Raw genomic sequence first — 25,510 nt, 5'->3', positions numbered from 1 at the left:
CCCCGATCTCGCTTGGCATACTTTTGCCACACATTAAGGAGATAGATGATGGACAAAACAATCCGTCGCGGCTCATTCGAAATGACCGCCGCCATGCTGATATCCGGGACGATCGGCTGGTTCGTGCTGGTGTCGGGGCAACCGGTGCTGGACGTGGTGTTCTGGCGCTGCCTGTTCGGCGCCGGCACCTTATTGCTGATCTGCGCTGCGTTCGGCTTTCTTCGCCCAGGCATTCTGACCCGCACCACATTCCTGCTGGCGGTGCTCAGCGGGGTGGCAATCGTCGGCAACTGGGTGCTGCTGTTCGCCTCCTATTCAAGGGCCTCGATTGCCATCGGCACGGCGGTCTACAACGTGCAGCCGTTCATGCTGGTGGGTTTGGCGGCGCTGTTTCTCGGCGAGAGGATCACCCTGCAGAAGATGTTCTGGCTGGCGATTTCTTTCATGGGAATGCTGGCCATCGTCAGTGCCCACGGCGGGCAGGGCGAGGGTGGCAATGATTACCTGATGGGGATCGCGCTGGCGCTGGGGGCGGCGTTTCTGTACGCCATCGCCGCGTTGATCATCAAGCGCCTGACCGGCACGCCGCCGCACCTGATTGCGCTGATCCAGGTCTGCACCGGCGTGCTGTTGCTCGCGCCATTCGCCCATTTTTCAGCGATGCCCGAGGCACCGAGTGCCTGGGCCAGTCTAGTGACACTGGGCATCGTCCACACCGGTCTGATGTACGTGTTGCTCTACGGCGCGATCCAGAAGCTGCCGACCGCATTGACCGGCGCGCTGTCATTCATCTACCCGATCGCGGCGATTTTCGTTGACTGGTTTGCCTTCGGTCATCAACTGCAAACCCTGCAATGGATTGGCGTGGCGGCGATTCTATTGGCCGCTGCGGGCATGCAACAGGGTTGGGGATTGAAGGCGCGGCGCCTGGCCGCGCAGTAAGCCTCAGATGTTCCAGCGCGGCGCAGTCTTCGCCAGGCGCTGGCGCATCTCGCCGATGTTGGCCGCCAGTTGCCGGGTCAATAAACGGTAGCCATCCAGCGCGTTGTAGACCGGCGTATCGAGACTGGCGTCCGGCAACTCCACCGGGCGCCCCAGCCGCTGGGATGCGCCGGATTTCAACGCCCGGGCCATGCCGATCAATTGCACGCGAATGTGCCGGTGCTCAGTCTTGAGCGCGGCTTGCAGATGCGCCATGGCGTCGGGGTCGTTGGCATCCGGGCGAATGTTGCCGAGGATTTCCAGGGTGCTGATGCACATGCGCAGGTTGCGCTGGATGGCGTCCAGCTCAGTCATCGAGACTTTGACTTCCTTGGACACCGACGGCATCAGCGAGCGCAGTTGCACCATCACCGCGTTCAGCCGGCTCATCAACTTCAAGTGTTCGTCGGCCGTCACCGGTTTGCCGCCGATGATCCGCCCGTACACCGTGGCGCAATCGCGCAGCGCGTCGGCCAGGTTGTAGCGCCACGAGTACACCGCGTACAGCGGCAGAGCGAAGGAAAAGGCCAGGGCCAGGGCGATGCCGATCAGGATATCGACCCCGCGCCACAGCCCGTCGGTGATCGGGTTGTCGCCATGCCCGGCGACAATGAACACGGTAATGGCCGAGAGCAGGGCGGTGTAGCCGCCCTTGCCGATGGCGTGATACGAGAAAAATCCGCAGACCACTGCCATCGCAAAATAGGTCAGCCACGGCATGCCCAGCCACGCCTGTTGCGCCACGATCAACAAACCGACGCCGGCACCGATCAAGGTGCCGGTGGCGCGCTCGGCGGCTTTCTTGCCGATGTTGCCGTGATGCTGCAAACCGCCGATCACCACCAGCATGGTCACCGATGCCCATTCGCCGTGGGGCAGATTGATGCCGGTGGTCAGCAGGATTGTCGCCAGCAACCCCAACGCGACCCGCACCGCGTGAATCGTTCGAGCATGGCGATAACGTCGATACGGGTCGAGCAACGGCCGCAGGATCCGCCGCAACAGCGGCGGCCAGCGGTGGGGGCTGAAAGTGCTCAGCGCTGATTCCTCCTCAGAAGATGTAGTCGGTGGCGATGAAGTTCGAATCCCGTCCGCGAATGATTTCGCTGATCAGATCCTTGTTGGATTCCTGGAACTTGGTCGCCACCAGGGTGCGGATCGAAAACACCCGCAGTGCATCGTGTACCGACAGCGTGCCTTCGGCGGAGTTCTTGCGACCGTTGAACGGGTAGGTGTCCGGCCCGCGCTGGCACTGGGCGTTGAGGTTGATCCGCCCGACCTGGTTGGCGAAGGTGTCGACCAGTCGGCCGACCGCCACCGGGTTGGTGCCGAAGATGCTCAGTTGCTGACCGAAGTCCGATTCCAGCACGTAGTCGATCACGGTATCGAGGTGACGGTACGGCACAATCGGCACCACCGGCCCGAACTGCTCTTCCTGATAAACGCGCATCTGCGGCGTCACCGGGTACAGCACCGCCGGGTAGAAGAACGATTCCCGCGACTCGCCACCATTCGGATTGACCACCTGGGCGCCTTTGCTCTGCGCGTCAGCCACCAGCCCGTGCAGATAATCGACCTTGCCCGACTCCGGCAACGGTGTCAGCGACACACCGTTGTCCCACGGCATGCCCGGTTTGAGGCTGGCCAGTTTGGCGTTGAATTTCTCGATGAAGCTGTCCACCACATCTTCATGCACGAACAGAATCTTCAACGCGGTGCAGCGCTGGCCGTTGAACGACAGCGAACCGGTAACCGCTTCGCTGACTGCGTTGTCGAGGTCGACTTCTGGCAGGACGATCCCGGGGTTCTTCGCATCCAGGCCCAGCGCGGCGCGCAAGCGGTGTGGTTTCGGGTGCAGTTTCTTCAGGTCGCTGGCGGCCTTGTTGGTGCCGATGAAGGCGAAGATGTCGATCTTGCCGCTGGCCATCAGCGCACTGACGGTCTCGCGGCCGCTGCCGTAGATGACGTTGATCACGCCAGTGGGGAAGCTGTCGCGGAAAGCTTCAAGCAACGGACGGATCAGCAGCACGCCGAGCTTGGCCGGTTTGAATACCACGGTGTTACCCATGATCAGCGCCGGGATCAGCGTGGTGAACGTCTCGTTCAGCGGATAGTTGTAAGGGCCCATGCACAGCGCCACGCCGAGCGGTACGCGGCGGATCTGGCCGAGGGTGTCCTGCTCCAGCTCGAAACGGCTGGAGCGGCGGTCGAGTTCTTTCAGCGCATTGATGGTGTCGACGATGTAGTCGCAGGTGCGGTCGAACTCTTTTTCCGAGTCCTTGAGGTTCTTGCCGATTTCCCACATCAGCAGTTTCACCACGGCGTCGCGTTGCTGGCGCATGCGCCCGAGGAAAGCTTCGACGTGCTGGATGCGTTCGGCCACGCGCAGGGTTGGCCACAGGCCCTGGCCTCGGTCATAGGCGCGCACGGCGGCGTCGAGGGCGGTGAGGGCGGTGTCGGCGTCCAGCAGCGGTGTGCTGCCGAGGATCACTTGTTCGTCGCCGTTATCGCCGTGCAGGTAGACCGGGCTGCGCACGGTGGCGAGCGGGCCGTCCCAGCGGCGCAATTGGCCATCGACCAGGTATTCGCGTTGCTCGACCTGACCGTCGAGGCGGTATTTTTCCGGGATGTCGCTGACAGAAGGGAACAGGTTGCCAAGGATATTTGCTGTGGTCATGTCGCTACCCCGTGTTGATGTCCGCATGCAGATCAAAAAGTCTCAACAGGTTATACGCCTGAATGCGCTGAAATTTAAACCCGCAAATGTCACGCGAATGTCACCCAAAACCGCACAGCAGAGCGGGCATCCCCACATGATCGTTCCCACGCTCTGCGTGGGAATGCCTCAAGGGACGCTCCGCGTTCCAAGCGGACGCAGAGCGTCCAGGGCTGCATTCCCACGCGGAGCGTGGGAACGATCGTCTTCAGGTAATGGGCTGGCCCCGTTTGCCCCCCTCAATGTCCCGCAATGCCCTCAACCCGCCGACCCGCCTGCCCTAAGGTGTGACCACAACAATAAGCGAGGCCGTTATGCGGGCAATCCGACTCACATTATTACTGGCGTTGGCCATGACGCTGCCTGGCTGCGGCGAAGACCCCAAACCCCCGGCCAGCACCAACAACACCATTCCCAAAGACCCGGCGCTGGCGCAGATTTACGCCAACAGCTGCCAGCTCTGCCACGCCAACCCCTCCGCGAATGCGCCGCTGACCGGTGACCGCAAGGCCTGGGAACCGCGCATCCAGCAGGGTGCCGACACGCTGCTCGACCACGCCATCAACGGCTACAACGGCATGCCGCCGATGGGCCAGTGCGTCGAGTGCTCGGAAGAACAATTCCTTCAGTTGATCGGCTTCATGGCCGATCAGCCGCTCCCACAATAAGGATCCTGGCATGCCGATAGATCTGACACGCCGGCAGTTATTGCAACGGGCAAGCATCGTCGGCGCGTTCAGCGCGCTGGCCTGCAATCCGGCGCTGGGCCAGTTGATGCGCGCACCTCGGCTGATTCCCTGGCGCAACTGGTCGGGCGGGCAGAGTTGCCTGCCGGCGGCGCGAGTGGCACCGAAGAATCTGGATGAACTGACCGCAGTGATTCAGCAGGCACCGGGCAAGATTCGCCCGGTCGGCTCGGCGCATTCCTTCAGCGCGCTGGTGCCCACCGATGGCACGTTACTGTCCCTGAGCTACTTCAACGGCCTGCTCGATCACGACCCGAAAACCCTGCAAGCCGAATTCGCTGCCGGCACGCCGATGTCGCGCATGGGCACGCCGCTCAAGGACATCGGCCAGGCCCTGCAGAACATGGCCGATATCGATTACCAGACCCTCGCCGGGGCGATTTCCACCTCCACCCACGGCACCGGCAAAACCTTCCAGTCCTACTCGGCCCACGTCTGCGGGATGCAGCTGGTGACCGCCAACGGCGAGGTGCTGGATTGCGATAGCCAGCGTCATCCCGAGGTATTCACCGCGGCTCGAGTGTCCCTCGGCGCGCTGGGCGTGGCGACCAAAATCCGTCTGCAAAACCGTCCGGCCTATCGCCTGCGGGAAACCCAGTGGATCGCCAAGACCGAAGAGCTGCTGGAAGACATCGACAAGAACACAAGCGAAAACCAGCACTGGGAAATGCTCGTCGTCACCCATTCCGACTACGCCTTGTCGATCGCCCTCAACGAAACCACCGACCCGCCCACGCCGCCGATTCCGCCCGAAGAGGAGGGCGGCAACGAATTTGTGACCCTGATCGAGAAGATCGACAAGTACGGCAGCGATTTCCCGAACCTGCGCAGTTCGCTGCTCAACAGCCTGCGGCATCTGGCGAGTTTCGATGATCGGGTCGGCGACTCGTTCGACATCTACGCCAACGTGCGCACCGTGCGTTTCAACGAGATGGAATATTCGGTGCCCGCCGAACACGGCCCGGCCTGCCTGCGGGAGATTCTCAAACTGATCCGCGACAAGGACCTGCGCACCTGGTTTCCCATCGAGTACCGCTACGTCAAGGCCGACGACATTCCGCTGAGCATGTTCGAAGGCCGCGACAGCTGCTCGATCTCGGTTCACCAGCATTACCAGATGGACCATCACAACTTCTTCGCTGCTGTCGAGCCGATCTTCTGGAAGTACAACGGTCGTCCGCACTGGGGCAAGTTGCACACGCTCAATGCCCGCACGTTGCAGACGTTGTACCCGCGCTGGCAGGAGTTCATTCAGATACGCCAGGCCCTGGACCCAAACGGCAAGTTTCTCAACGGGCATCTGTCGTCGATTCTGGGGGTGAGCTGATGGCGGTCAATCGACGTAATTTCGTGCTCGGGACTTTGGGTGTCGGCGCTTTGCTGGTGGGCGTGGGGGCATGGTTGCGGCCGGGGGATCGCGGCGGGCCTTACAGCGACTATTTCCGGGTGCTGAACAATGAGCTTAAGAGCAAAGGCCCGATGCGCCCGGTGTTGTTGATCGATCTGGATCGGCTGGACCACAACATTGACGTGGTGATGCGCTCGGTCAAGCGCGCGGGCAAGCAGTTGCGGCTGGTGGAAAAGTCGCTGCCGTCACCGGGGTTGCTCAGCTACATCGGCCAACGGGCAGGGACGCAGCGACTGATGTCGTTTCATCAGCCGTTTCTCAATCACGATGCAGTGACGTTCCCGCAGTCGGACATTCTGCTCGGCAAGCCGCTGCCGGTGCGTTCCGCCGAGATCTTCTACCAGACCCACAAAGGCCCGTTCGACCCGGCGAAGCAGCTGCAATGGCTGATCGACAACCCCGAACGTCTGCAGCAATACCTCGCGCTGGCCCAGGGACTGGGCACGCGGATGCGGATCAACATCGAGCTGGACGTCGGCCTGCACCGGGGCGGTGTCAGTGATCTGAACGTGCTGGGGCAGATGCTCGCGCTGATCGCCGCCAATCCGCAGCACCTGGAGTTCGCCGGGTTCATGGGCTACGACCCGTTCGTGGGCATGGGCGTGCCGGGGACTCTCGGTTCGCCCGAGGAACTGTTCGCCAAGGTGATGGTGATTTATCAACGCTGCGTCGACTTCACCCGGCAGCAGTATCCGGCGCTGTGGCATGACGGCTTGTGCCTGAACACTGCCGGCAGCCCGAGTTATCGCATGCATGAAAACGAACATCTGAGCAGTGAAGTGTCGGTGGGTACGGCGATGCTCAAGCCGACTCATTACGATCTGCCGTCGCTCGTCGAACATGAACCGGCCGCGTACATCGCCACCCCGGTGTTGAAAAGCACGGGGGCGGTGAACATCCCGGCGCTGGATGACAAGTCGAAACTGTTTTCGTGGTGGGACGCCAATCAGCGCCAGACCTTCTTCATCTACGGTGGCAACTGGATGGCCGAGTTTGAGTCGCCGCCCGGATTGCAGAGCAATGGTGCTTACGGCCGTAGCTCGAATCAGGAGATGGTCAATGGCTCGAATGCCGTGGGGCTGACGGTGGAGGATCAGGTGTTCTTGCGCCCGACCCAGACCGAAGCCGTCCTCCTGCAATTCGGCGACTTGCTGGCGGTGCGTGGTGGCAAGATCGTCGACATCTGGCCCGTCTACACCTGACGGAATGTTTTTCTGAAAACACCCCATAACCCTGTGGGAGCTGGCTTGCCAGCGATGACGGTGTGTCAGCTAAGTAAATGTTGCTGACCTGACGCCATCGCTGACAAGTCGAATCGTCGCACCGCAGCTCCCACAGTATTTGTGGTGTCTGCAATTCCCCGATCAACTTCCGTAATGAAGCTTTTATGACAAAAGTTCGGTAGCACATCGCCAGTCCGGTCATGCCTATGTAACGCGCTTGAGGGGCCCTGAGGGGCGCTTTTCACAAGCCGAGGCGGGACGCCGGGAGTGAGGCAATGGGGACTATGGAACGCTACTCGAAAGTGGGCATGCAGGAACTCGATCAACGCCTGTCGAAGATCGTCGAAGCCGCGCGCAAGAAGCCGGTTTCGGTGTATCGCTACGGCGCGCCGTGGGTCTGGATCGTGTCGCAGGATGACTGGCAGGGCGCCTTGAAAGAGGTTTCCAGCTACATTCCGCCGGGGCATTCGCTGGTGCTGCTGCGCCCGCAGATCGATGACTTGCTCGATGCCCACCGCGATCTCCTGCACGAACTCAATGCCCGGCCCGGCATGCTGATCGCCCCGCAGACGGTCATGCACATCCTGCTCCTGCAACTGCTGTATTCGGTGCCCAGCGAGCAGCAGCTCTATGAACAGCTCAATTACAACCTGCTGTTCCGCTGGTTCGTCGGCCTGGGCCTGAACCAGAAAGTCTGGAGCTTCAACGTCCTCAGTCGCGACATCGCCACGCTGCTCAACGAGCCGCGTGCGGTGCAGCTCATCCAGAAAATCATCGGTGAAGTGTTCTGCGGCGCGCTGCTGCAAATGCCCGAGTTCTCCTTGAACTTCGCGCTGCTGCACACCTGGCTGGGCAAGCACACCGGGGCCTGCACTTCAGCAATCAAGAACGCCAGTAACTGACGCACACGCAAGGCGCATGAGCGCCAACAGGTCATCGCGAATTTCAGGGGGTAGTGTGGAGCAGATTTTCACGTCACGGCTGGCGCTGTGGGGCTGGCTGCTGGTGACGGCCGGCGCGCAGCCGGCGTTCGCCGATGAGGCCGGGAACGCAGCGGCGCAGCGTCTGGTGGACGTCAACGAATACTTCGTGCGCGGCAACACCGTGCTCGATGCGCGGGCGATCGAAGAAGCGGTGTACCCCTTCCTCGGCCCGCAAAAAGCCTTGAGCGACATCGAAGGCGCGCGGGATGCCCTGCAAAAGGCCTATCAGGAACGCGGCTATCAATCGGTGTTCGTCGAACTGCCGGAGCAGGCGGTGGCCGACGGCATCGTCTACCTGCAAGTCAGCGAAACCAAGGTCGGCCGGGTCCGCGTGGTCGGCGCCAAACACTATTCGCCGCTGGATATCCGCGACAACGTCCCGGCGCTGAAGGAAGGCGAGGTACCGGACTTCGCCAGGGTCCAGGGCGAACTGGCGCAACTCAACAAGACCCCGGGCCGCCAGGTGATGCCGCTGGTGCGTGAAGGTCAGCGCCCCGGCACCATGGACGTGGACCTGCAGGTCGAAGACCAGAACCCGTGGACTGCCAGCGTGGGTCTGAACAACGACTACAGCGCCGACACCGAAAAACTGCGCACCGTCACCAGTCTTGGTTACAACAACCTTTGGCAACTCGGCCACAGCGTCAACCTGACGTTCTTCACCGCGCCGCAGGACACCGACAACGCCAAGGTCTGGTCCGGTTCCTACACCGCACCGCTGACCGAGCGCTGGAGCGTGCAGTTCTCCGGTTACCAGTCCGACAGCAACGTCGCCACCCTCGGCGGCAGCAACGTGCTCGGCAAGGGCCATTCCTACGGCGTATCGGCGATCTACACGATCCCGTCCAGCGGCAACTGGTCGAACTCGCTGTCGGCCGGCATCGACTTCAAGGACTTCGACGAACGCCTGACCCTGTCCGGCGAGAGCGACAAGGTGCCGCTCAAATACGCGCCGTTCACCTTCGCCTACAATGGCTATCGCTACAGCGAAAAGAGCCAGCTCGGCCTCGGCCTGAGCCTGGTCGCGGCCACTCGCAGCCTCTTCGGCTACGGCAGCTCCGACGAAGACTTCGACTACAAACGCTACCGCGCCAACCCGAGTTTCGCCGTGCTCAAGGGCGATACCAACTTCACCTGGACCTTCGACAGCGACTGGCAGAGCGCAAGCAAAGCCGCGTTCCAGCTGGCGTCGGGACCGCTGGTTTCCAACGAGCAATTCTCCGCCGGCGGCGCGACTTCGGTGCGCGGTTATCTGGCCGCCGAACGCACCGCCGATGACGGCTTCCTGCTCAGCGAAGAGCTGCGCACACCGTCGCTGGCCAAGTACGTCGGCGGCTGGATGCAGGACTGGCGCTTCTACGCATTCGCCGAAGGCGCGCAACTCTATCTGCGCGACGAACTGCCGGATCAGGACGCCAACTACGCCTTGGCCAGTGTCGGTCTCGGCACCCGCGCCAGCCTGAGCAAATGGCTGTCCGGCAGCCTCGACTGGGGCTACCCGCTACTCGAAGGGCCGAACACCTCGAAACAGGAATCGCGCCTGCACTTCAACCTTCAGGCCACTTTCTAACAAGGAGCACTTTTCATGCAGCGCCTATTCCTTTCGTTGTTGATCTGCCTGGGCTTCGTGCTCCCGGCCACGGCTCAGGCCTGGTGGCAGGACGACTGGCATTACCGCAAACAGATCGCCGTCGATACCACGCCACAAGGCGCCGCGATCAATCAGGCCCTGGGCCGCACCGCGCTGCTGGTACGCCTGCACACCGGCAACTTCACCTTCGACGGCGTGAAAGAGGACGGCTCGGACCTGCGCTTCGTCGCCGCGGATGACAAGACCGTGCTCAACCACCAGATCGAAAGCTTCGACGCGCTGATGGGCATGGCGCTGATCTGGGTCGATGTGCCGAATGTCGAGGGCGGTCAGCGTCAGGACATCTGGATGTACTACGGCAACCAGAAGGCTCCGGCCACCGGCAACGGCCAACTGACGTTCGATCCGAATTACACCGCGCTCTATCACTTCGACGGCGCCACCGGCACTCCGGCGAAAGACACCACCGCTTACGGCAACACCGCGCAAAGTGCGACCGGCGCAAGCATTGACGGCGTAGTAGGGCGGGCCTTGCAGTTCAGCGGCCAGCCGTTGCTGCTGCCGGCCAGTCCGTCGTTGCAGCACAACGCTGGCAGCGCGTTCACCTTCAGTGCCTGGCTGCGACTGGATCAGGCCAATGGCGAGCAACTGATCCTGGCTCGCCGCGAGGGCAGCAACAGCCTGCTGGTCGGTGTGAATCAGGGCGTGCCGTTCGTGGACATCGACGGCCAGCGCGCCGTCGCCACGCAACCGCTGAATCCGGGCCAATGGCAGCACGTCGCGCTGACCGCCGAAGGCGCGAAAGTGACGCTGTACATCAACGGTCGCGAAAGTGCGGCACTGGCCCAGGCGATGCCGGCGTTCAACTCGGTCATGGCCATTGGTGCTGATCTTTCCCCGAGCGCGTTCCAGCCATTCGTGGGCGCCATTGATGAACTGCGCCTGTCGAAAGTCGCCCGTCCGGCGCCGCTGCTGCTGGCCGACGCCACTTCGCAAGGCGCCGAGTCGAAACTGGTCGCCTATGGCGTTGATGAAGAACAGTCCGGCTTCGGTTTCGGCAGCCTCGGCTTCCTGCTCAACGCGGTGCCGGTGGATGCCTGGGTGATCATCGCGGTGCTGGTGCTGATGATGTTCCAGTCGTGGATCATCATGCTGCGCAAGAACCGCACCCTGAGCCGCGTCACTGCTGCCAACGAAGACTTCCGCGTGCAATTCGCCAAGGTCGGCACCCGCCTGGAAATGTTCGCCGACGACACTCAACTCGCCCTGCGCCTGCAGCACTCGCCGCTGTGGCGTCTGTATCAAGTGGCAGTGAAGGAGATCCGTACCCGCCGCGAGCAGGGCGCCGATACCTCGTCGGTTTCGGCGGCGACCATCGAAGCGATCCGCTGCTCGATGGACGGCGTGCGCACCCGGGAAAACCAGCAACTGAGTTCGAAACTTTCGACCCTGTCCAACGCCATCGCCGGCGGCCCGTACATCGGCCTGCTCGGCACCGTGCTGGGGATCATGGTGGTGTTCCTCGGCACGGCCATGGCCGGCGACGTCAACATCAACGCCATCGCGCCGGGTATGGCCGCAGCCTTGCTGGCGACCGCCATGGGCCTGTTCGTCGCGATCCCGGCGCTGTTCGGCTACAACCGCCTGATCACCCGCAACAAGGAAGTCAGCGCCGACATGCGCGTATTCGTCGACGAGTTCATCACCCGCCTGGCGGAGATGCACGGCGAAGGCCAGTCCAGTGAAGCGGCGCATCAGCGCGGCCATCACGCCAACCACTCCGTACCGGCCTGAGGAGCACTGACATGGCGTCCGTAAATGCCTCCCACGACGATGACGAAGATGCCGCAGTGGACAGCATCAACATCACGCCTCTGGTGGACGTGCTGATGGTGGTGCTGGTGATGTTCATCCTCACCGCCACCGCGCAGGTCTCCGGGATCCAGATCAACCTGCCCAAGGCCAGCGCCGCCGTGTCGCTGTCCGAGGCCAAGACCAAGGCGATTTCGGTCAACGACGGCGGCCAGGTGTTCCTCGACGCCTATCCGGTCACGTTGCCTGAACTGGAAGAGCGCCTGCGCATCGAGAAGGCGCAGAACCCGGACTTCCCGGTGATCGTGCGCGGCGACGCCACGGTGCAGTACCAGAAGGTCATCGAAGTGCTGGACCTGCTGCGCCGGCTCGAACTGTCCCAGGTCGGTCTCGTTACCGGCAAACCGACGCAGGGCTGAGTGATGACTGCACAACTGCCAATCGAGCCTTTGCCGGTGAAGAAGTCGCCACTGCGTTACGTGAAGTGGGGCGCCGGGCTGCTGCTGGGCGCCGTCGCGGCGTTTCTGTTGTGGCAGTGGGCCAACGACATGAGCGGCATCCGCCGGGAGGCGCCCAAGGTGCCGACGATCATTCCGTTGCCGCCACCGCCACCTCCGCCGCCGGAAAAACCGCCGGAGCCGGAAACCCCGGTGGAAGAAAAAATCGTCGAGCCCGAGCCGACGCCCGAGCCGCAGGAAGTGAAACCCGAGGAAGAGGCGCCGCCATCGCCGGCGGACGACCTGGCCAACCCGATGCAAATCGACGGCGACGCCCAGAGCGGCAGCGACGCGTTCAATATCGGCGCGGGCAAGGGCGGCGGCATGGCCGGTTCCGGCGGTGGGCGACTGGGCAACGGCACGTATAGCCAGTTCCTCGCGTTCACTTTCCAGAAGCTGCTGCGTGAGAACCCCGACCTGCGCAACCTCGCGTTTTCGCTGCAGGCCGATGTGTGGCTGAGCAGCGTCGGCGAGATCACCCGGGTCGAGCTGATCAAGTCCAGCGGCAACCCCGAGATTGACAGTCAGGTGCTGGCCGCCTTGCGTAACGCGCCCCACCTGAGCGAACGGCCGCCGGCCTCCATCACCTTGCCTGTGCGCATGTCCCTGCAAGGGCGGCGTCCGGGTTAACCGAATTCATAAAGCTGTATGAAAAGGAGTTGTGTGCAGATGATTTCCAACGTGAATCGATTGTCCCTGGCGGTCGGCATGGTCATCGCGACCCTGGTCGGTCAGGCCGCGGCAGCGCCTGCGCCCTCGGAGAACGCCACGATCAATCTGATCCGCTTGCTGGTCGAGCAGGGCATTCTGAAACAGGACAAGGCCGACGCGCTGATCGCCCAGGCCCAGAACGAAGCGGCCCAGGCCAAGCAGGCTGCCGCGTCTACAGCTGTGGCCGCCGGGCCGGTCGCCGCACCGGGCGATGTGCGGGTGCAATACGTGCCGGCCGCGGTGCGCGACCAGATCCGCGATCAGGTCAAGGCCGAAGTCATGGCCACCGCCAAACAGGAAAACTGGGCCGCGCCCAACACCTTCCCGGACTGGGCGTCGCGCATCAGCTTCGACGGCGACATCCGTCTGCGTGACGAATCGCGCTACTACTCGGGCAGCAACAGCAACGAAATCGTCGACTTCGCCAAGCTCAACAACAACGGCCCGTACGACGTGAACCCCAACAGCAGCACGGCCTTGCCGCCGTTGCTAAACACCCGCGAAGACCGCGAAAACCTGTTCCGCCTGCGCGCCCGACTGGGCATGAAAGCGGAGATTTCGCCGCAATGGACCGCCGGCATCCGCATCGGCACCGGCTCGGACAACAACCCGGTGTCGACCACCCAGAACCTCGGCGGCGGTTTCTCGAAAAAAGACATCTGGCTCGATCAGGGTTACCTGACCTGGAAGCCGTCGGATGAACTGACCCTGACCGGTGGCCGTTTCGCCAACCCGTTCATGTCCACCGACATGCTGTACTCCAACGACCTGAACTTCGACGGCGTGGCGGCGATTTTCGACCACAAGCTCAGCCGCGACTGGGGCGTGTTCGGCACCGTCGGCGCGTTCCCGGTGGACTACACCAACGACACCACCACCAGCAACGGCTTCGACAAGGAAGAAAGTGACAACAAATGGCTGTACGGCGCGCAGATCGGCGCCAAATGGGCGATCAACAGCAACAACCGCTTGAAAGGTGCGCTGGCCTACTACCGCTTCGACGATATCGAAGGCCAGCGCTCCAGCCCTTGCGAACCGTGGGCCGGCGCGCCGGGCTGCGACAGCGACGGCACCCGCGCGGCGTTCATGCAGAAGGGCAACAGCGTGTTCCTGCTGCGCGACATCACGCCGAATCCGCTCAACCCGACCACCACGCCGCAGCCGCAATTCGTCGGCCTGGCGTCCGAGTTCAACCTGCTGGACCTCAACGTGGTGTGGGACGCCGACCTGCCGGAAGACTTCAAACTGCGCAGCCAGGGCAACTACATCCACAACCTCGGTTACGACGAAGGCGACATGCGCAAGCGCTCGGCGGGGCAGATCGTCAACAACCTCGACAGCAACGGCAGCATCGAAAGCGGTGCCAATGCGTGGATGGTCCAGTTCACCCTCGGCAACGCGCTGGAGCTGAAGAAGCAGGGCGACTGGAACCTGTTCGCCGGCTACAAGTACATCCAGCCGGATGCCTTGCCGGACGGCTTCAACGATTCGTCGTTCCACCTCGGCGGCACCAACGCCAAGGGCTACTTCCTGGGCGGCAATTACGGTCTGGCGAAGAACGTCTACGCCACCGGTCGCTGGCTGAGTTCGGAAGCGGTGTATGGCGCGCCGTTCGACATCGACGTCATGCAGCTTGAGATCAACACGCGCTTCTAAAGCGCCGGGAGAGGGTTATGAAAATCCGCTTTTTATGGCTTGGACTCGGGATGTTGATCGCTACCGGGGCGAGCGCCGAAGGCATGGAAGAACGCCTGCGCACGCAATTGCGCAGCACCACCCAACAGCTGCAAACCCTGCAAAGCCAACAGGCCCAGGCCAGCGCCGCGCAACTGGCGGCGCAGAACGAAGCCAAGGCTGCGCAGGCACAAATCAAGCAATTGACCGCCGAACTGGCCAAGGCCAAAGGCCTTGTCGAGCAACTGGCCGGGCAGCAGCAAAGCCTGCACAGCCAGGCCCAGGCGCAAGTCGCGGCCAGCAACGAGCAGACCGGCAAGTTCAAGAAGGCCTACGAAGAGCTGTTGGTCATGGCCCGTGCCAAAGAGGCAGAACGGTCTAAGCTTCAAGCGCAATTGACTGAACGTGACACACAAGTGCAGCAATGTTCGGTCAAGAATCAGCAGATGTATGGCGTGGCCAAGCAGATTCTCACCGCCTACGAAAACATCGATGTGGCCGAGGTGATGAAGATCCGCCAGCCCTTCGCCGGCAGCGCCCGGGTCAAGTTCGATGAACTGGCTCAGGGCTTTGGCGACGAACTGTACAAGACTCAATTCGATGCGCCGCAAGCCGCGATTGCGCACTGATTAAAAGACTCATGGACAAGGAAGAAGTAATGACTCAATTGATCTCCCACGTATCCCCGCAATCCCTGACCGAAGTGCTGCAAGCCGCCGGTTACCGCGTCAACCAGACCGAACAGAACGGCATCGTCCAGTTGCTCAGCGCCAGTCAGGGCATCGGTTATGCGGTGCGTTTCGGCAACCCGGCAGTGGCGGAGCAGGGCAGTTACGTCGACTTCACCTTCAGCTGTGCGCTACGGGTACAGGGTGAATTGCCGGTGGGTGTGGCCGAACAGTGGAATGCGACCCGCCGGTTTGCCCGGTTGTCGTTGCAGGGTGAGTTTCTGGTGATGGAAATGGACGTGGTGGTGGCTGCGGGTGTCAGCAACGATCACCTGCGCGGCAACCTGGAATTGTGGGATCGCCTGCTTCAGGAGTTCATCGTGTATCTGCGTGATTTCACCCAGAACGCTGCTGCCGCCCAGGCTCCAAAGGTTGAGCAAGAGGAAGTCGCGCTGTGACAAAGCCTGCCATGGTAATCAGCGCCGCTGCGGTGGCGCTGCTGGTGGTGGCCGTGGCGCTGGTGGTGCGGCCGGGCAATGACCCGGTCGCCGCCCAGCAACCGGCGCCGGTGATTGCAGCGAACAGTGGGCCTGCGGTGGCGCGATTGGGCAATCAGCAGGTTTCACCGGAGGAATTGCAGGCGTTGCTGGCGGCCGTACCGCCACAGACTCGCGAGCAACTGCGTGGCAATCGTGAGGCGCTGGAGCGCTGGATTCGTTCACGCCTGGCCGAAAAAGCCGTGCTGGAACAGGCCGACGCCCAGGGCTGGGCGCAGCGCCCGGACGTGGTGCGGCAGACCCGCGCCGCCACCGAACAGATCGTGTTCCGCGACTATTTGCAGTCGGTGAGTAAAGTGCCGGCGGATTACCCGAGCGCTGCCGAGTTGCAGCAGGCGTATGACGCGGGCAAGGCCAACTGGCAGACGCCGGTGCTGTATCGGGTGAGCCAGATTTTCCTTGGGGTGAATGAGCCGCAGAATCTTGAAACCGTGCGCAAGCAGGCGACGGAGTTGAGCAAGAAAGCCCAGGCAACCCCGGCGGAGTTCGCGGCGTTGGCCAAAGAGTTTTCCCAGGATCGCCTCACGGCCGAACGCGGCGGCGACACCGGCCTGCAACCGTTGCAGCAACTGGTGCCGGAAGTGCGTGGTGCGGTGGCGCGGCTCAAGGTTGGCGCGGTTTCCGATCCCGTTCAAAGCAGCGCCGGCTTCCACGTGATCAAACTCACCGAACAACAACCGGCCCGCACCGCGACCCTCGACGAATTGCGTGACCAACTGACCCAGGCCTTGCGGGCACAGCGTCAGGAACAGATCGCCCAAGCCTATCTGGACGGCATGCTCAACACCGCAACGCTGAGTATCGACGGGGCCGAGCTCAACAAGGTGCTGGAGGAAAAACGCTGATTTCAGCATCACCGAAGTCCCTGTGGGAGCTGGCTTGCCAGCGATGAGGTAATCACATCCAACTTATGTGGTGTCTGACACTCCGCTATCGCTGGCAAGCCAGCTCCCACAGGGAAATCACTGGATTCAGAAAACTGGCTTGCGGCACATCAAAACAAAGATCGACAGGGAGTCATCGATGTCATTCACCGAACCCGCAGCACGACCGAGCAGCGCCGATTTTCGCTGGCCCCGGGACAAGGACGAACCCTGGCTGGCGCAGGCCGCAATCCTCGACGGCGACGTCGCCCAATACTTTCTGGTCAGCGCCCGTTGCGGCTGCTTCATGCAAGCCGCCCGCAGCCTCAACGTGCGCTCGACCCTGCTGCGCAAACAGCTGGCGCAACTCGAACAGCAACTGCAATGCGCGCTGTTCAGCTTTCAGGGGAGCGCGCTCAGCCTGACTCGCGAAGGCCAGCAATTGCAGGCGCAGCTGATCGCTTTGGCTCACGAACGCAAACTGCCGGTGATCGAGCAACCGCTGATCAGGCTGGCCGTCGCCGAATCGATCCTGCATGACATCCTCGGTCGCGACCTCATCGCACTGCTGCGCCGCAACGCCAGCGTGCGCCTTGAGATCATCGCCCTCGACAGCGAACTGGCCCTGCGCGCCGTCAGCGCCGACATCGTGCTGTGGCTCGCCCACGGAGACACCCCGCACCCCGGCCCGACCTTCGCCACCAGCGAACCGCAACGCCTTGCACAACTGGAATATCAGCCGCACATCGCCAAGCGCTACTCCCGCGTGACTGCGCGGCCAGAAAGTCCGGACGACCTCGCCGATTTCATGCTGGTGCAATGGCAGCACGACCGGCAGATCGACAGCTTTCGACCGTGGAATGAATTGGTCGAACAGCGCCTGGCCGGGGTGGTGCAGATGCAGTCTTACGAGCTGATGCTGGAGATGATCCGCTGCAGCGCGTGCATCGGTTTGCTGCCGATGTACATGAGCCGGTTTGATCGCGGATTGGTGGCGCTGCCGGGGTTGTTTGACGAGGCGATGCGGTTGCAGGCGTGGTTGGCGATTAATTCCGCATCGCAGGATGTGGCTGAAGTACAGACGTTGGTTGAGTTGATTCAACGAACGTTCAATGAGCGGCAGGAGTGGTTCGAGTAAGTCTCGCCAGGATCAGTAGATCGTTCCCACGCTCTGCGTGGGAATGCCTCAAGGGACGCTCCGCGTTCCAGCTCCGGAAGGGACGCGGAGCGTCCCGGGCTGCATTCCCACGCAGAGCGTGGGAACGATCATCGAACTAAAGCGGCGCCTCAGCCTTCAACTCCAGATTATCCAGCGCCCGATTCACCGCCAGCTCCCCCAGCATGATCAGTTGCGCAATCCCCAACAGCACATGTCGATGCGAGCCGTCCACCAAACCGGCGAAGTCGGTGGCCATGGTTTTGGCCGAGGTCAGGGTTTCGCAGGCGTCGGCCAGCAGTTCTTCGCTGTCGATGCCGGGGGCGATGAGGTAGCGGGTGTTGGGTTTGAGCAGTGGTTTTCTGGGGTGCAGGGGATTGAAGTAGTGATCGAGAGCGCGTTCGGCGGCTTCGTGGAAGGTCTTTGAATCCAGCGATTCGTAAGGCGAGGTGGCGTCGGTTTCGGGTGGGTTTGGCGTTGGTTTGATCATGATTGAATCTCCAGAGTCATGGAGCCGCCACGATTCGCTGCGATACGAAGAGGTGGCAGCTATACGCGGGTCGCAGACCGGGACTCTAGAACCGGCAGACCCGAGGGTCTCCCACGTACAGCCGCCATAAAGCTGGAGGGTGTTGTGCGTCTAGAGGTCGCGGGCTGCGAGACCCGATCGCTGATTCATCAGCGACCCGGAAACGATAGAGCCCACCCCCAAGGCGCACAAGCCGGCGGATTCTGGCGGATGCGTAGGCAATGGCGCAAGGCGTTGTGGCTTGCCGGACGTTTCGGTCAACGGCTTTAAACAGTCATGGCGAATCCGTGAAGAAGCGGTTTACAGTGACCGGCCACGCACTGATCCAGGAGGGATCTTTCATGCCTGAGCACAACCCCGCCATTCATCTCGAGCGCTTCAACGAATCCCACGTCGAGGGCATCACCGCGCTTTATAACGACCCGGCCGTGACCCGGGATGAATTTGCACCGGGTCGAGCTTTCGGTGTACGCCGACAACGAGGCGGCCATCGGGCTCTACCGCAAGTTCGGCTTCGAAAATGAGGGCCTGTTCCGCGATTACGCCGTGCGTGACGGGCAATGGGTCGACACTTTGAGCATGGCGCGTCTGCGCAAACGCTGACCTTCTGTCCGTCAATGGTCGATCAGGCGACCGTGCAGGCAAATGACTTGCACGGCCGTCATCGGCATCTGCCATGCTCGACGTCCGCAGCACCGCTTCCTTGAAGGAACACCGCAATGGACGACGTACAGCAACTGGGCGAAATGCTTCGCCACTATGCCGACAGCGAAGCGCACAAGAAGCAATTGTTCGAGACGCAGTCAGCGACCTGGGCCACCCGGATTACCGAGTTGTTCGGACAGATTCAGCAATGGCTGGAGCCGGTGCAGGCGCCGGGTTTGCTGGAGGTGAGTCGGGAGGCTTATGTGGCGTTCGGGCCGAGCATTCCGGTTGAGACCTCAACCTTCAAGACTGAAAAATTGAGCATCGTGATTGCCGGCAAACCGGTGGAGTTTGTACCGGACGTGATGGGCAGTGGTGGGCAGATTTCGCTGGCGGTGATGGGGTTGACGGCGGCGCGGTATGGGAGTGTTTCGTTGGTGGGACTGCCCAATGGTGATTGGCAGTGGCGCAAGACCAATGGGTTGAAGGATCCGGATACCTTTGCCTTCGATGCGAATTTTCTCGCGCAGCAATTGCAGAGCCTGATTCCCCGAGACCGCACCTAAGATCAAAAGCCACTCCCTACCTGATCGTTCCCACGCTCTGCGTGGGAATGCCTCAAGGGACGCTCCGCGTTCCAGCTCTGGAAGGGACGCGGAGCGTCCCGGGCTGCATTCCCACGCGGACGGTTCGACGCCTCGACGTGGGAACGATCAACATCAACGGAAGTAGCTCACATTTCGAGGTTGATCCACCCCGGTTTCGCCACCTCCGGCGCCACCGCTTTCACGGTTTTACCGGTAGCCATCTCAACTCGCCGCGCCACCTCCGGATCATCCGCAAACGGCGTCAGACTCGCCTCATCCAGGCTCTCGCTCGTCTCATGGCGCAAGCAGTACTCAACCGCCAGCCACAGAAACAGCACACCCAATACATTCAACAAAACATCGAACATGGCCAGCTCCCTTGATCAGGCGATCTGCGCTTCACGGTGGGCGAGTGCAACGTCGGCAACCCGCACTGTGCGCCACACGTTATAGGCCATCAGCAACATGCCGCTGAGGAAGAACACCCCGCCGGCAAAGCGCACGATGAACCCCGGATGACTGGCCTGCAGCGCCTCGACAAACGAGTAGGTCAGCGTGCCGTCCTCGTTGATCGCCCGCCACATCAGGCCTTGAGTAATGCCATTGACCCACATCGACGCGATGTACAGCACCGTGCCAATGGTCGCCAGCCAGAAGTGCAGGTTGATCAGCGGCGTGCTGTGCATACGCTCACGGCCAAAGACCTTGGGCACCATGTGATAGGTCGCGCCAAAGGTGATCATCGCCACCCAGCCCAGCGCCCCGGCGTGTACGTGGCCGATGGTCCAGTCGGTGTAGTGGGAGAGGGCGTTGACGGTCTTGATCGCCATCATCGGGCCTTCGAAGGTCGACATGCCGTAGAACGCCAGTGAAAGGACGAGGAAGCGCAGGATCGGGTCGGTGCGCAACTGATGCCAGGCGCCCGACAGGGTCATCATCCCGTTGATCATCCCGCCCCAGCTCGGCGCCAGCAGGATCAGCGACATCGCCATGCCCAGCGACTGCGCCCAGTCCGGCAGCGCGGTGTAGTGCAAATGGTGCGGGCCGGCCCAGATGTACAGGGTGATCAGCGCCCAGAAATGCACGATCGACAACCGGTACGAATACACCGGCCGATTCACTTGTTTGGGCACGAAGTAATACATCATCCCGAGGAACCCGGTGGTCAGGAAGAACCCCACCGCGTTGTGCCCGTACCACCACTGCACCATGGCGTCGGTGGCGCCGGAATACACCGGATAGGACTTGAACCAGTCCACCGGAATCGACAGGTGATTGACCACGTGCAGCATGGCGATCACCAGGATGAACGCGCCGAAGAACCAGTTGCCGACGTAGATGTGCTTGGTTTTGCGCTGTACCACGGTGGTGAAGAACACGATGGCGTACGCGACCCAGACCACCGCCATCCAAACGGCGCCGGAGAATTCGATCTCGGCGTATTCCTTGGTGGTGGTGTAGCCCATCGGCAGGGTGACCAGCATGATCACGATGACCGATTGCCAGCCCCAGAAGGTGAAGGCCGCAAGTTTGTCCGAGTACAGCCGCACCTGGCAGGTGCGCTGCACCGCGTAGTAACTGGCGGCGAATTGCGCGCTGCCGGCGAAACCGAAAATCACCAGGCTCGTGTGCAACGGTCGCAAGCGGCCGAAGGTTGTCCACGGCAGGTCCAGATTCATGTCCGGCCATACCAGTTGCGAGGCGATCCATACCCCCATCGCCATGCCCACGACACCCCAGAAAACAGTCGCGATGACGAATTGGCGGACGACCTTGTAGTTATAAGCCTGTCCGATTGTTGCTGTGCTCATGGTCAGTTCATCCACGGTTGCAAAGTCTTGCCAGGCCACCCGGTCTGGCACGAGCTGCACTGTAGAAACCCCACCGGAAACAAAACAGGCTCAGGAATTGTTCATTTATGCGGATCAGATCAAGGCGCTGCCTGCGGCCATCTGACGCGCCCTGATACGGTTTTTATGCGTTCAGGTGAATCTGTTGCGTGCTGCGCCGCTCGTCCATAGTCGTAAAAAATCCTGTGTTTTGACCGTGATCAAAACTGATGAGGTAGCCGCTGCATGTATCAATACGATGATTACGACCGGGCGCTGGTGTTCGAGCGCGTTGCGCAGTTTCGCGATCAGGTCGAGCGCTTCATGGCCGGGGAGTTGAGCGAAGAAGAGTTCCTGCCGCTGCGCCTGCAGAACGGCCTGTACATGCAAAAACACGCCTACATGCTGCGGGTGGCGATTCCCTACGGCACCTTGAGCGCCGAACAGATGCGCACACTGGCGAGCATCGCCCGGGATTACGACCGTGGTTACGGCCACTTCACCACCCGGCAGAACATGCAGTTCAACTGGATCGAACTGCACGAAGTGCCGGACATTCTCGAACGTCTGGCGCAGGTCAACATGCATGCGATCCAGACGTCGGGCAACTGCGTGCGCAACATCACCACCGAAGCCTTTGCCGGGGTCGCGGCGGACGAGCTGATCGACCCGCGTCCGCTGGCCGAAATCCTGCGGCAATGGTCAACGATCAACCCGGAATTCCTGTTCCTGCCGCGCAAGTTCAAGATCGCCATCTGCTCGGCGACGCAGGATCGCGCGGCGATCATGATGCACGACATCGGCCTCTACCTTTACCCCGGTCGCGACGGCCAGATGCTGCTGCGGGTGATCGTCGGCGGCGGTCTGGGGCGCACGCCGATTCTCGGTCTGCAAATTCGCGATGGCCTGCCGTGGCAACACTTGCTGTCCTATGTCGAGGCGGTGTTGCGGGTCTACAACCGCCACGGCCGGCGCGACAACAAGTACAAGGCGCGGATCAAGATTCTGGTCAAGGCGCTGGGTATCGAAGCGTTCGCCAAAGAGGTCGAGGAGGAATGGCAACACCTCAAGGACGGCCCGGCGCAACTGACCGAGGATGAATACCAGCGGGTCGCCAGTGCTTTCGTGCCGCCGAGCTATCGTACATTGGCGGGCACCGATCTGGATTTCGGCACGCACCTGGCGGAGAACCCGGCGTTCGCCCGTTGGGTCGCGCGCAACGTGCAACCGCATAAAGTGCCGGGCTACACCAGCGTGGTGCTGTCGACCAAACCGGGCCTGGCCGCGCCGCCGGGGGACGTGACTGATGCGCAGATGCAGGCCGTGGCCGACTGGTCCGAGCGTTTCGGCTTCGGCGAAATCCGCATCGCCCACGAGCAGAACATCGTCTTGCCGGACGTGCCCAAGTCCGAGCTGTTCGCGTTGTGGCAACTGGCGAAAGAGCAGGGGCTGGGCGCCGCCAATGTCGGTCTGCTGACCGACATCATTGCTTGCCCCGGCGGTGATTTCTGCGCGCTGGCCAACGCCAAATCGATCCCGATTGCCCAGGCGATTCAGGCGCGGTTCGACAACCTCGATTACCTGCATGATCTGGGCGACATCAGCCTGAACATCTCCGGCTGCATGAACGCCTGCGGCCATCACCACATTGGCAATATCGGGATTCTCGGCGTCGATAAAAACGGCAGCGAGTGGTACCAGATCACCCTCGGCGGCGCGCAGGGCAAAAACAGCGCACTGGGCAAAGTCATCGGCCCGTCGTTCAGCGCCGCCGAAGTGCCGCAGGTGATCGAGCGGATCATCGGCACCTTCGTCCGTTATCGCGAGGCCGAAGAACTGTTCGTCGATACCGTGGCGCGCATCGGACTGGAGCCGTTCAAGGAACGGGTCTACCCGAAAGCGCTGGAGGTGCCGGCATGAACAATCTGTTGCGCATGGAGGCGAGTGGGGCGCGGATCGTGCTCGATGATCCGTGGACGCTGATCCGCTCGCCCGAAACGGCTGACAGTACTGAAATGTTGATTCTGCCGCTGGCCCACTGGCTCGAATCACCCTCGACTCACGCGGTCTGGCTGGGCCCGGACGACGGCGTTGAAAGCCTGCTGCCATGGCTGGCCTCGCTGCCCCTGATCGCCCTCGACTTCCCGAGCTTTCGCGACGGCCGCGCCTACAGCCAGGCCTATCTGCTGCGCAGTCGTTTCGGCTGGAAAGGCGAGTTGCGCGCCATCGGCGATGTACTGCGCGACCAGCTCAGCCACATGCGCCAGTGCGGTTTCGACAGCTTCGCCGTGCGCGAGGACAAATCCGCCGAGGATGCGCTCAAGGGCCTGGCCGGGATGAGCGTGTTGTACGGGCGCTCGGTGATCGAGCCGCGACCGTTGTTCCGGCGCCGGTGATGCAGGGGAAACCCTTAGAACCCTGATGAATCGGGGATTTTTCCTTGGGTCGATGGTGGCCTTTTGGTAGAGTCCCCGTCGCCAGCGGGTTTTCGGCTGGACGACGGAACGAAGAAGGGAGTCTGATCAGTGAGTCCGGGCAAAAAAATTCTGGGCATCACCGCGTTGCTGTTGATGGTGACGCTGTGGGCCGGTTACATCTACGTATTCAACGAAAACCGTGGCGGTCAGCTCGGTGGCGTCGGCGAAAGCACCGCGTGGTGCGGCACGCCGCCGAACACCGAAGCGGCGCTGCTGGGCAAGGATCAGCTGACCCTGCGCATCACCAACAACCTGCGCGGCGAGTTCATGCTCAGCGGCGCGGTGGTGGTCTCCGAGCGCACCTTCAACCGCTACGACCTGGGCCGCAACGAACTGCGTCTGCGCCTGGAACCTTTGCAGTGGTCGTTCGGTGTCACGCCGATCTTCCTCGAACAGGTGAAAGTCCTGCCCCTGAGCCGCAACCTGGCCTCGACCGACAAGAGCGCCTTCGCCGAACTAGAATCGCGCCCGATCAGCGTCCAGGGCCGGGTCACCGAATTTCCCTTCGACACCTATCGCTACGGCTACAAACCGGTGCTGTATTACCTCAAGGGCAGCGAGCGCATCGACCTGCGCTTCAAGAACATCACCACGCTGATGGAGATGTCCAACACCTTCACGCCGATCCAGAAGTACAACCGCGCCGACTACATCAACGAGAAAAACTCGATGATCCGCGACGAGGATTACAAGGCCTACGGCCCCCACGAATGCGCGTTCAGCGTCGAGCGCAAAGGCTCGTTCAAGGTCGTGGTGCTGTTGATGCTGCTGGTGCTGTGCCTGCCGTTGCTGCTGGTGTTCTACCGCGATGAACCGGGGATCGACTTCCTCGCCACGCTGGTGGGAATCGGCGTGGTGCGCACGGTGCTGGTGGGGCCGGTGCAGGATTTCCAGCTGTACAACATTGATTTTCTGTTCGGTGCGGCGATTTTGCTGGTGGGCACGGTATCGCTGATCAAGGCGATGCGGGCCAACAGCCGGCGGGAAATGGCGTTGAGGAGTGGCGAGACTTCGAGCTGGTAGAAGAAAGCCTTGAGCACCCGTGATGGTCCGGACCTTTCAAAGGTCCGGAACTGACGTTGTGCAATATTGGGGTTTCTGATCGCAAACGGCGCGAATTTAGCTATACCTGTAACTCCCCCGACGCAATAAATTCGGCCTTCCGACAGGAGTTACAGCATGAAGCTAGCCGTAATGATGAGCACCCTGTGCATTGCCACGCTGGGCGTGGTGGGTTGCTCCAGCAAAACCGTCGCACCCGACGAGTACTCAGGCTTCCTCAAGGACTACAGCCAGCTGAGGGAGGCCAAATCCCCGTCGGGGGCCGAAGTGATGCGCTGGATCGACCCGAAAGTCGACATCGGCAAATTCACCAGCTTCTACGTCGAACCGACCCAGCTCTATCCCAAACCGCAACCCACCGTGAAGATTCCGCAGCAGACCCTCAACGGCATCACCAGCTACTACGATCAGGCGCTCAAGCGTGAACTGGGCAAATCCCTGCCGCTGGCCTCGGGCCCCGGGCCGGGTGTGATTGTGGTGCGCGCGGCCATCACCGCCGTCAGCAGCAAGACCGAAGGCCTGCATGCCTATGAAGTGATTCCGGTGGCGTTGGTGGCGGCAGCGGTCAGCACCGCCAGCGGCATTCGCGATCAGGAAACCACGCTGGCGACCGAAGCGGTGTTCCTCGATGGCGGCACCAACAAGGTGGCGGCGCAGGTGGTGCGCAAAGGCACCGGCAAACCGCTGGAAAACGATTCGCAGGTGATGAAGGCCGATGACGTGAAAAGCGTGATCGATGGCTGGGCCTCGGATCTGCATCAGTCCTACCTCAAGCTCAAGGCCAAGTAAGACCGG

At 61.8% G+C, this 25,510-nt stretch carries 24 protein-coding genes and 1 pseudogene; 20 read left to right on the top strand and 5 right to left on the bottom strand.

Annotated elements, in window-relative coordinates:
- Positions 1 to 48 precede the first annotated feature (48 nt).
- On the top strand, positions 49 to 942 hold the full coding sequence (locus tag AWU82_RS08315; RefSeq protein ID WP_064381846.1) for a DMT family transporter: 894 nt from the start codon (positions 49 to 51) through the stop codon (positions 940 to 942).
- Positions 943 to 945: 3 nt separating this feature from the next.
- On the opposite strand, the gene AWU82_RS08310 is transcribed toward AWU82_RS08315, so the two are convergent.
- Together AWU82_RS08310 and AWU82_RS08305 are read right to left on the bottom strand one after the other, a co-directional pair.
- Positions 946 to 1,986, bottom strand: a complete 1,041-nt coding sequence (locus AWU82_RS08310; RefSeq protein ID WP_170928927.1) for an FUSC family protein — start codon at positions 1,984 to 1,986, stop codon at positions 946 to 948.
- A 46-nt stretch (positions 1,987 to 2,032) separates the two neighbouring features.
- Entirely contained in the window at positions 2,033 to 3,658 is a 1,626-nt protein-coding gene (locus AWU82_RS08305) for an NADP-dependent glyceraldehyde-3-phosphate dehydrogenase (protein ID WP_064381844.1), read from the bottom strand.
- Between the two features lie 353 nt (positions 3,659 to 4,011).
- Between AWU82_RS08305 and AWU82_RS08300 the strand changes: the two genes are divergently transcribed.
- The 13 genes from AWU82_RS08300 (at position 4,012) to AWU82_RS08240 (ending at position 17,568) form a co-directional block, all read left to right on the top strand.
- Positions 4,012 to 4,365, top strand: coding sequence for a c-type cytochrome (locus tag AWU82_RS08300; protein WP_064381843.1), 354 nt, complete (start codon positions 4,012 to 4,014; stop codon positions 4,363 to 4,365).
- Positions 4,366 to 4,375: 10 nt separating this feature from the next.
- Positions 4,376 to 5,770 carry an FAD-linked oxidoreductase, L-gulonolactone oxidase family gene (locus tag AWU82_RS08295; protein WP_064381842.1) on the top strand — a complete coding sequence of 465 codons (1,395 nt, stop codon included), beginning with the start codon at positions 4,376 to 4,378 and terminating at the stop codon, positions 5,768 to 5,770.
- A 74-nt stretch (positions 5,771 to 5,844) separates the two neighbouring features.
- Positions 5,845 to 7,053, top strand: coding sequence for a DSD1 family PLP-dependent enzyme (locus tag AWU82_RS08290; RefSeq protein ID WP_170928929.1), 1,209 nt, complete (start codon positions 5,845 to 5,847; stop codon positions 7,051 to 7,053).
- Between the two features lie 296 nt (positions 7,054 to 7,349).
- Complete coding sequence (locus AWU82_RS08285; RefSeq protein WP_064381840.1) at positions 7,350 to 7,976, top strand: transposase; 627 nt, start codon at positions 7,350 to 7,352, stop codon at positions 7,974 to 7,976.
- Positions 7,977 to 8,031: 55 nt separating this feature from the next.
- Positions 8,032 to 9,627, top strand: a complete 1,596-nt coding sequence (locus AWU82_RS08280) for a ShlB/FhaC/HecB family hemolysin secretion/activation protein (protein ID WP_064381839.1) — start codon at positions 8,032 to 8,034, stop codon at positions 9,625 to 9,627.
- A 15-nt stretch (positions 9,628 to 9,642) separates the two neighbouring features.
- The gene (locus AWU82_RS08275; protein ID WP_064381838.1) at positions 9,643 to 11,442 is read left to right on the top strand and encodes a DUF2341 domain-containing protein; all 1,800 of its coding nucleotides are present in this window, start codon (positions 9,643 to 9,645) and stop codon (positions 11,440 to 11,442) included.
- Positions 11,443 to 11,453: 11 nt separating this feature from the next.
- On the top strand, positions 11,454 to 11,879 hold the full coding sequence (locus AWU82_RS08270; protein ID WP_007955109.1) for an ExbD/TolR family protein: 426 nt from the start codon (positions 11,454 to 11,456) through the stop codon (positions 11,877 to 11,879).
- Between the two features lie 3 nt (positions 11,880 to 11,882).
- Positions 11,883 to 12,587: an energy transducer TonB family protein gene (locus AWU82_RS08265; protein WP_064381837.1), complete on the top strand. Its 705-nt coding sequence runs from the start codon at positions 11,883 to 11,885 to the stop codon at positions 12,585 to 12,587.
- Positions 12,588 to 12,626: 39 nt separating this feature from the next.
- Complete coding sequence (locus AWU82_RS08260) at positions 12,627 to 14,324, top strand: putative porin (protein ID WP_064381836.1); 1,698 nt, start codon at positions 12,627 to 12,629, stop codon at positions 14,322 to 14,324.
- A 17-nt stretch (positions 14,325 to 14,341) separates the two neighbouring features.
- The gene (locus AWU82_RS08255) at positions 14,342 to 14,971 is read left to right on the top strand and encodes a hypothetical protein (RefSeq protein ID WP_064381835.1); all 630 of its coding nucleotides are present in this window, start codon (positions 14,342 to 14,344) and stop codon (positions 14,969 to 14,971) included.
- A gap of 29 nt (positions 14,972 to 15,000) precedes the next feature.
- On the top strand, positions 15,001 to 15,468 hold the full coding sequence (locus AWU82_RS08250) for a YbjN domain-containing protein (RefSeq protein ID WP_064381834.1): 468 nt from the start codon (positions 15,001 to 15,003) through the stop codon (positions 15,466 to 15,468).
- A gap of 11 nt (positions 15,469 to 15,479) precedes the next feature.
- Positions 15,480 to 16,412: a peptidylprolyl isomerase gene (locus AWU82_RS08245; RefSeq protein WP_371915533.1), complete on the top strand. Its 933-nt coding sequence runs from the start codon at positions 15,480 to 15,482 to the stop codon at positions 16,410 to 16,412.
- A 178-nt stretch (positions 16,413 to 16,590) separates the two neighbouring features.
- Positions 16,591 to 17,568: a LysR family transcriptional regulator gene (locus AWU82_RS08240; protein ID WP_064381832.1), complete on the top strand. Its 978-nt coding sequence runs from the start codon at positions 16,591 to 16,593 to the stop codon at positions 17,566 to 17,568.
- Positions 17,569 to 17,704: 136 nt separating this feature from the next.
- Here AWU82_RS08240 and AWU82_RS08235 read toward each other — a convergent pair whose 3' ends face one another.
- The gene (locus AWU82_RS08235; RefSeq protein ID WP_064381831.1) at positions 17,705 to 18,076 is read right to left on the bottom strand and encodes a DUF6124 family protein; all 372 of its coding nucleotides are present in this window, start codon (positions 18,074 to 18,076) and stop codon (positions 17,705 to 17,707) included.
- Between the two features lie 380 nt (positions 18,077 to 18,456).
- Between AWU82_RS08235 and AWU82_RS08230 the strand changes: the two are divergent.
- A pseudogene (locus AWU82_RS08230) lies at positions 18,457 to 18,718 on the top strand (GNAT family N-acetyltransferase).
- Between the two features lie 116 nt (positions 18,719 to 18,834).
- A complete protein-coding gene (locus AWU82_RS08225; protein ID WP_064381830.1) occupies positions 18,835 to 19,326 on the top strand; it encodes a hypothetical protein in 492 nt (163 codons plus the stop codon).
- A 167-nt stretch (positions 19,327 to 19,493) separates the two neighbouring features.
- Here the strand turns inward: AWU82_RS08225 and AWU82_RS08220 are convergent, their stop codons facing one another.
- Positions 19,494 to 19,715: a hypothetical protein gene (locus AWU82_RS08220; protein WP_064381829.1), complete on the bottom strand. Its 222-nt coding sequence runs from the start codon at positions 19,713 to 19,715 to the stop codon at positions 19,494 to 19,496.
- Positions 19,716 to 19,730: 15 nt separating this feature from the next.
- Positions 19,731 to 21,158, bottom strand: coding sequence for a cytochrome-c oxidase, cbb3-type subunit I (gene ccoN, locus AWU82_RS08215; protein ID WP_064384104.1), 1,428 nt, complete (start codon positions 21,156 to 21,158; stop codon positions 19,731 to 19,733).
- A 264-nt stretch (positions 21,159 to 21,422) separates the two neighbouring features.
- On the opposite strand from ccoN, the gene nirA reads away from it, so the two are divergent.
- The 4 genes from nirA to AWU82_RS08195 all read left to right on the top strand — a co-directional run bounded on the left by nirA (position 21,423) and on the right by AWU82_RS08195 (position 25,504).
- Positions 21,423 to 23,096, top strand: coding sequence for a nitrite reductase NirA (gene nirA / locus AWU82_RS08210; RefSeq protein ID WP_064381828.1), 1,674 nt, complete (start codon positions 21,423 to 21,425; stop codon positions 23,094 to 23,096).
- Positions 23,093 to 23,572 (top strand): DUF934 domain-containing protein, encoded by a 480-nt coding sequence (locus AWU82_RS08205; protein ID WP_064381827.1) that lies wholly within the window; start codon positions 23,093 to 23,095, stop codon positions 23,570 to 23,572. The genes nirA and AWU82_RS08205 overlap by 4 nt, the downstream gene beginning before the upstream one ends.
- Positions 23,573 to 23,701: 129 nt before the next feature.
- A complete protein-coding gene (locus AWU82_RS08200; RefSeq protein ID WP_064381826.1) occupies positions 23,702 to 24,676 on the top strand; it encodes a hypothetical protein in 975 nt (324 codons plus the stop codon).
- A 156-nt stretch (positions 24,677 to 24,832) separates the two neighbouring features.
- A complete protein-coding gene (locus AWU82_RS08195) occupies positions 24,833 to 25,504 on the top strand; it encodes a DUF3313 domain-containing protein (RefSeq protein WP_011333935.1) in 672 nt (223 codons plus the stop codon).
- Positions 25,505 to 25,510: the final 6 nt, after the last annotated feature.

Origin of the sequence: Pseudomonas glycinae, assembly GCF_001594225.2 — a bacterium.
Classification (GTDB): Bacteria; Pseudomonadota; Gammaproteobacteria; order Pseudomonadales; family Pseudomonadaceae; genus Aquipseudomonas; species Aquipseudomonas glycinae.
This window is presented reverse-complemented; position numbering and strand designations above follow the sequence as displayed.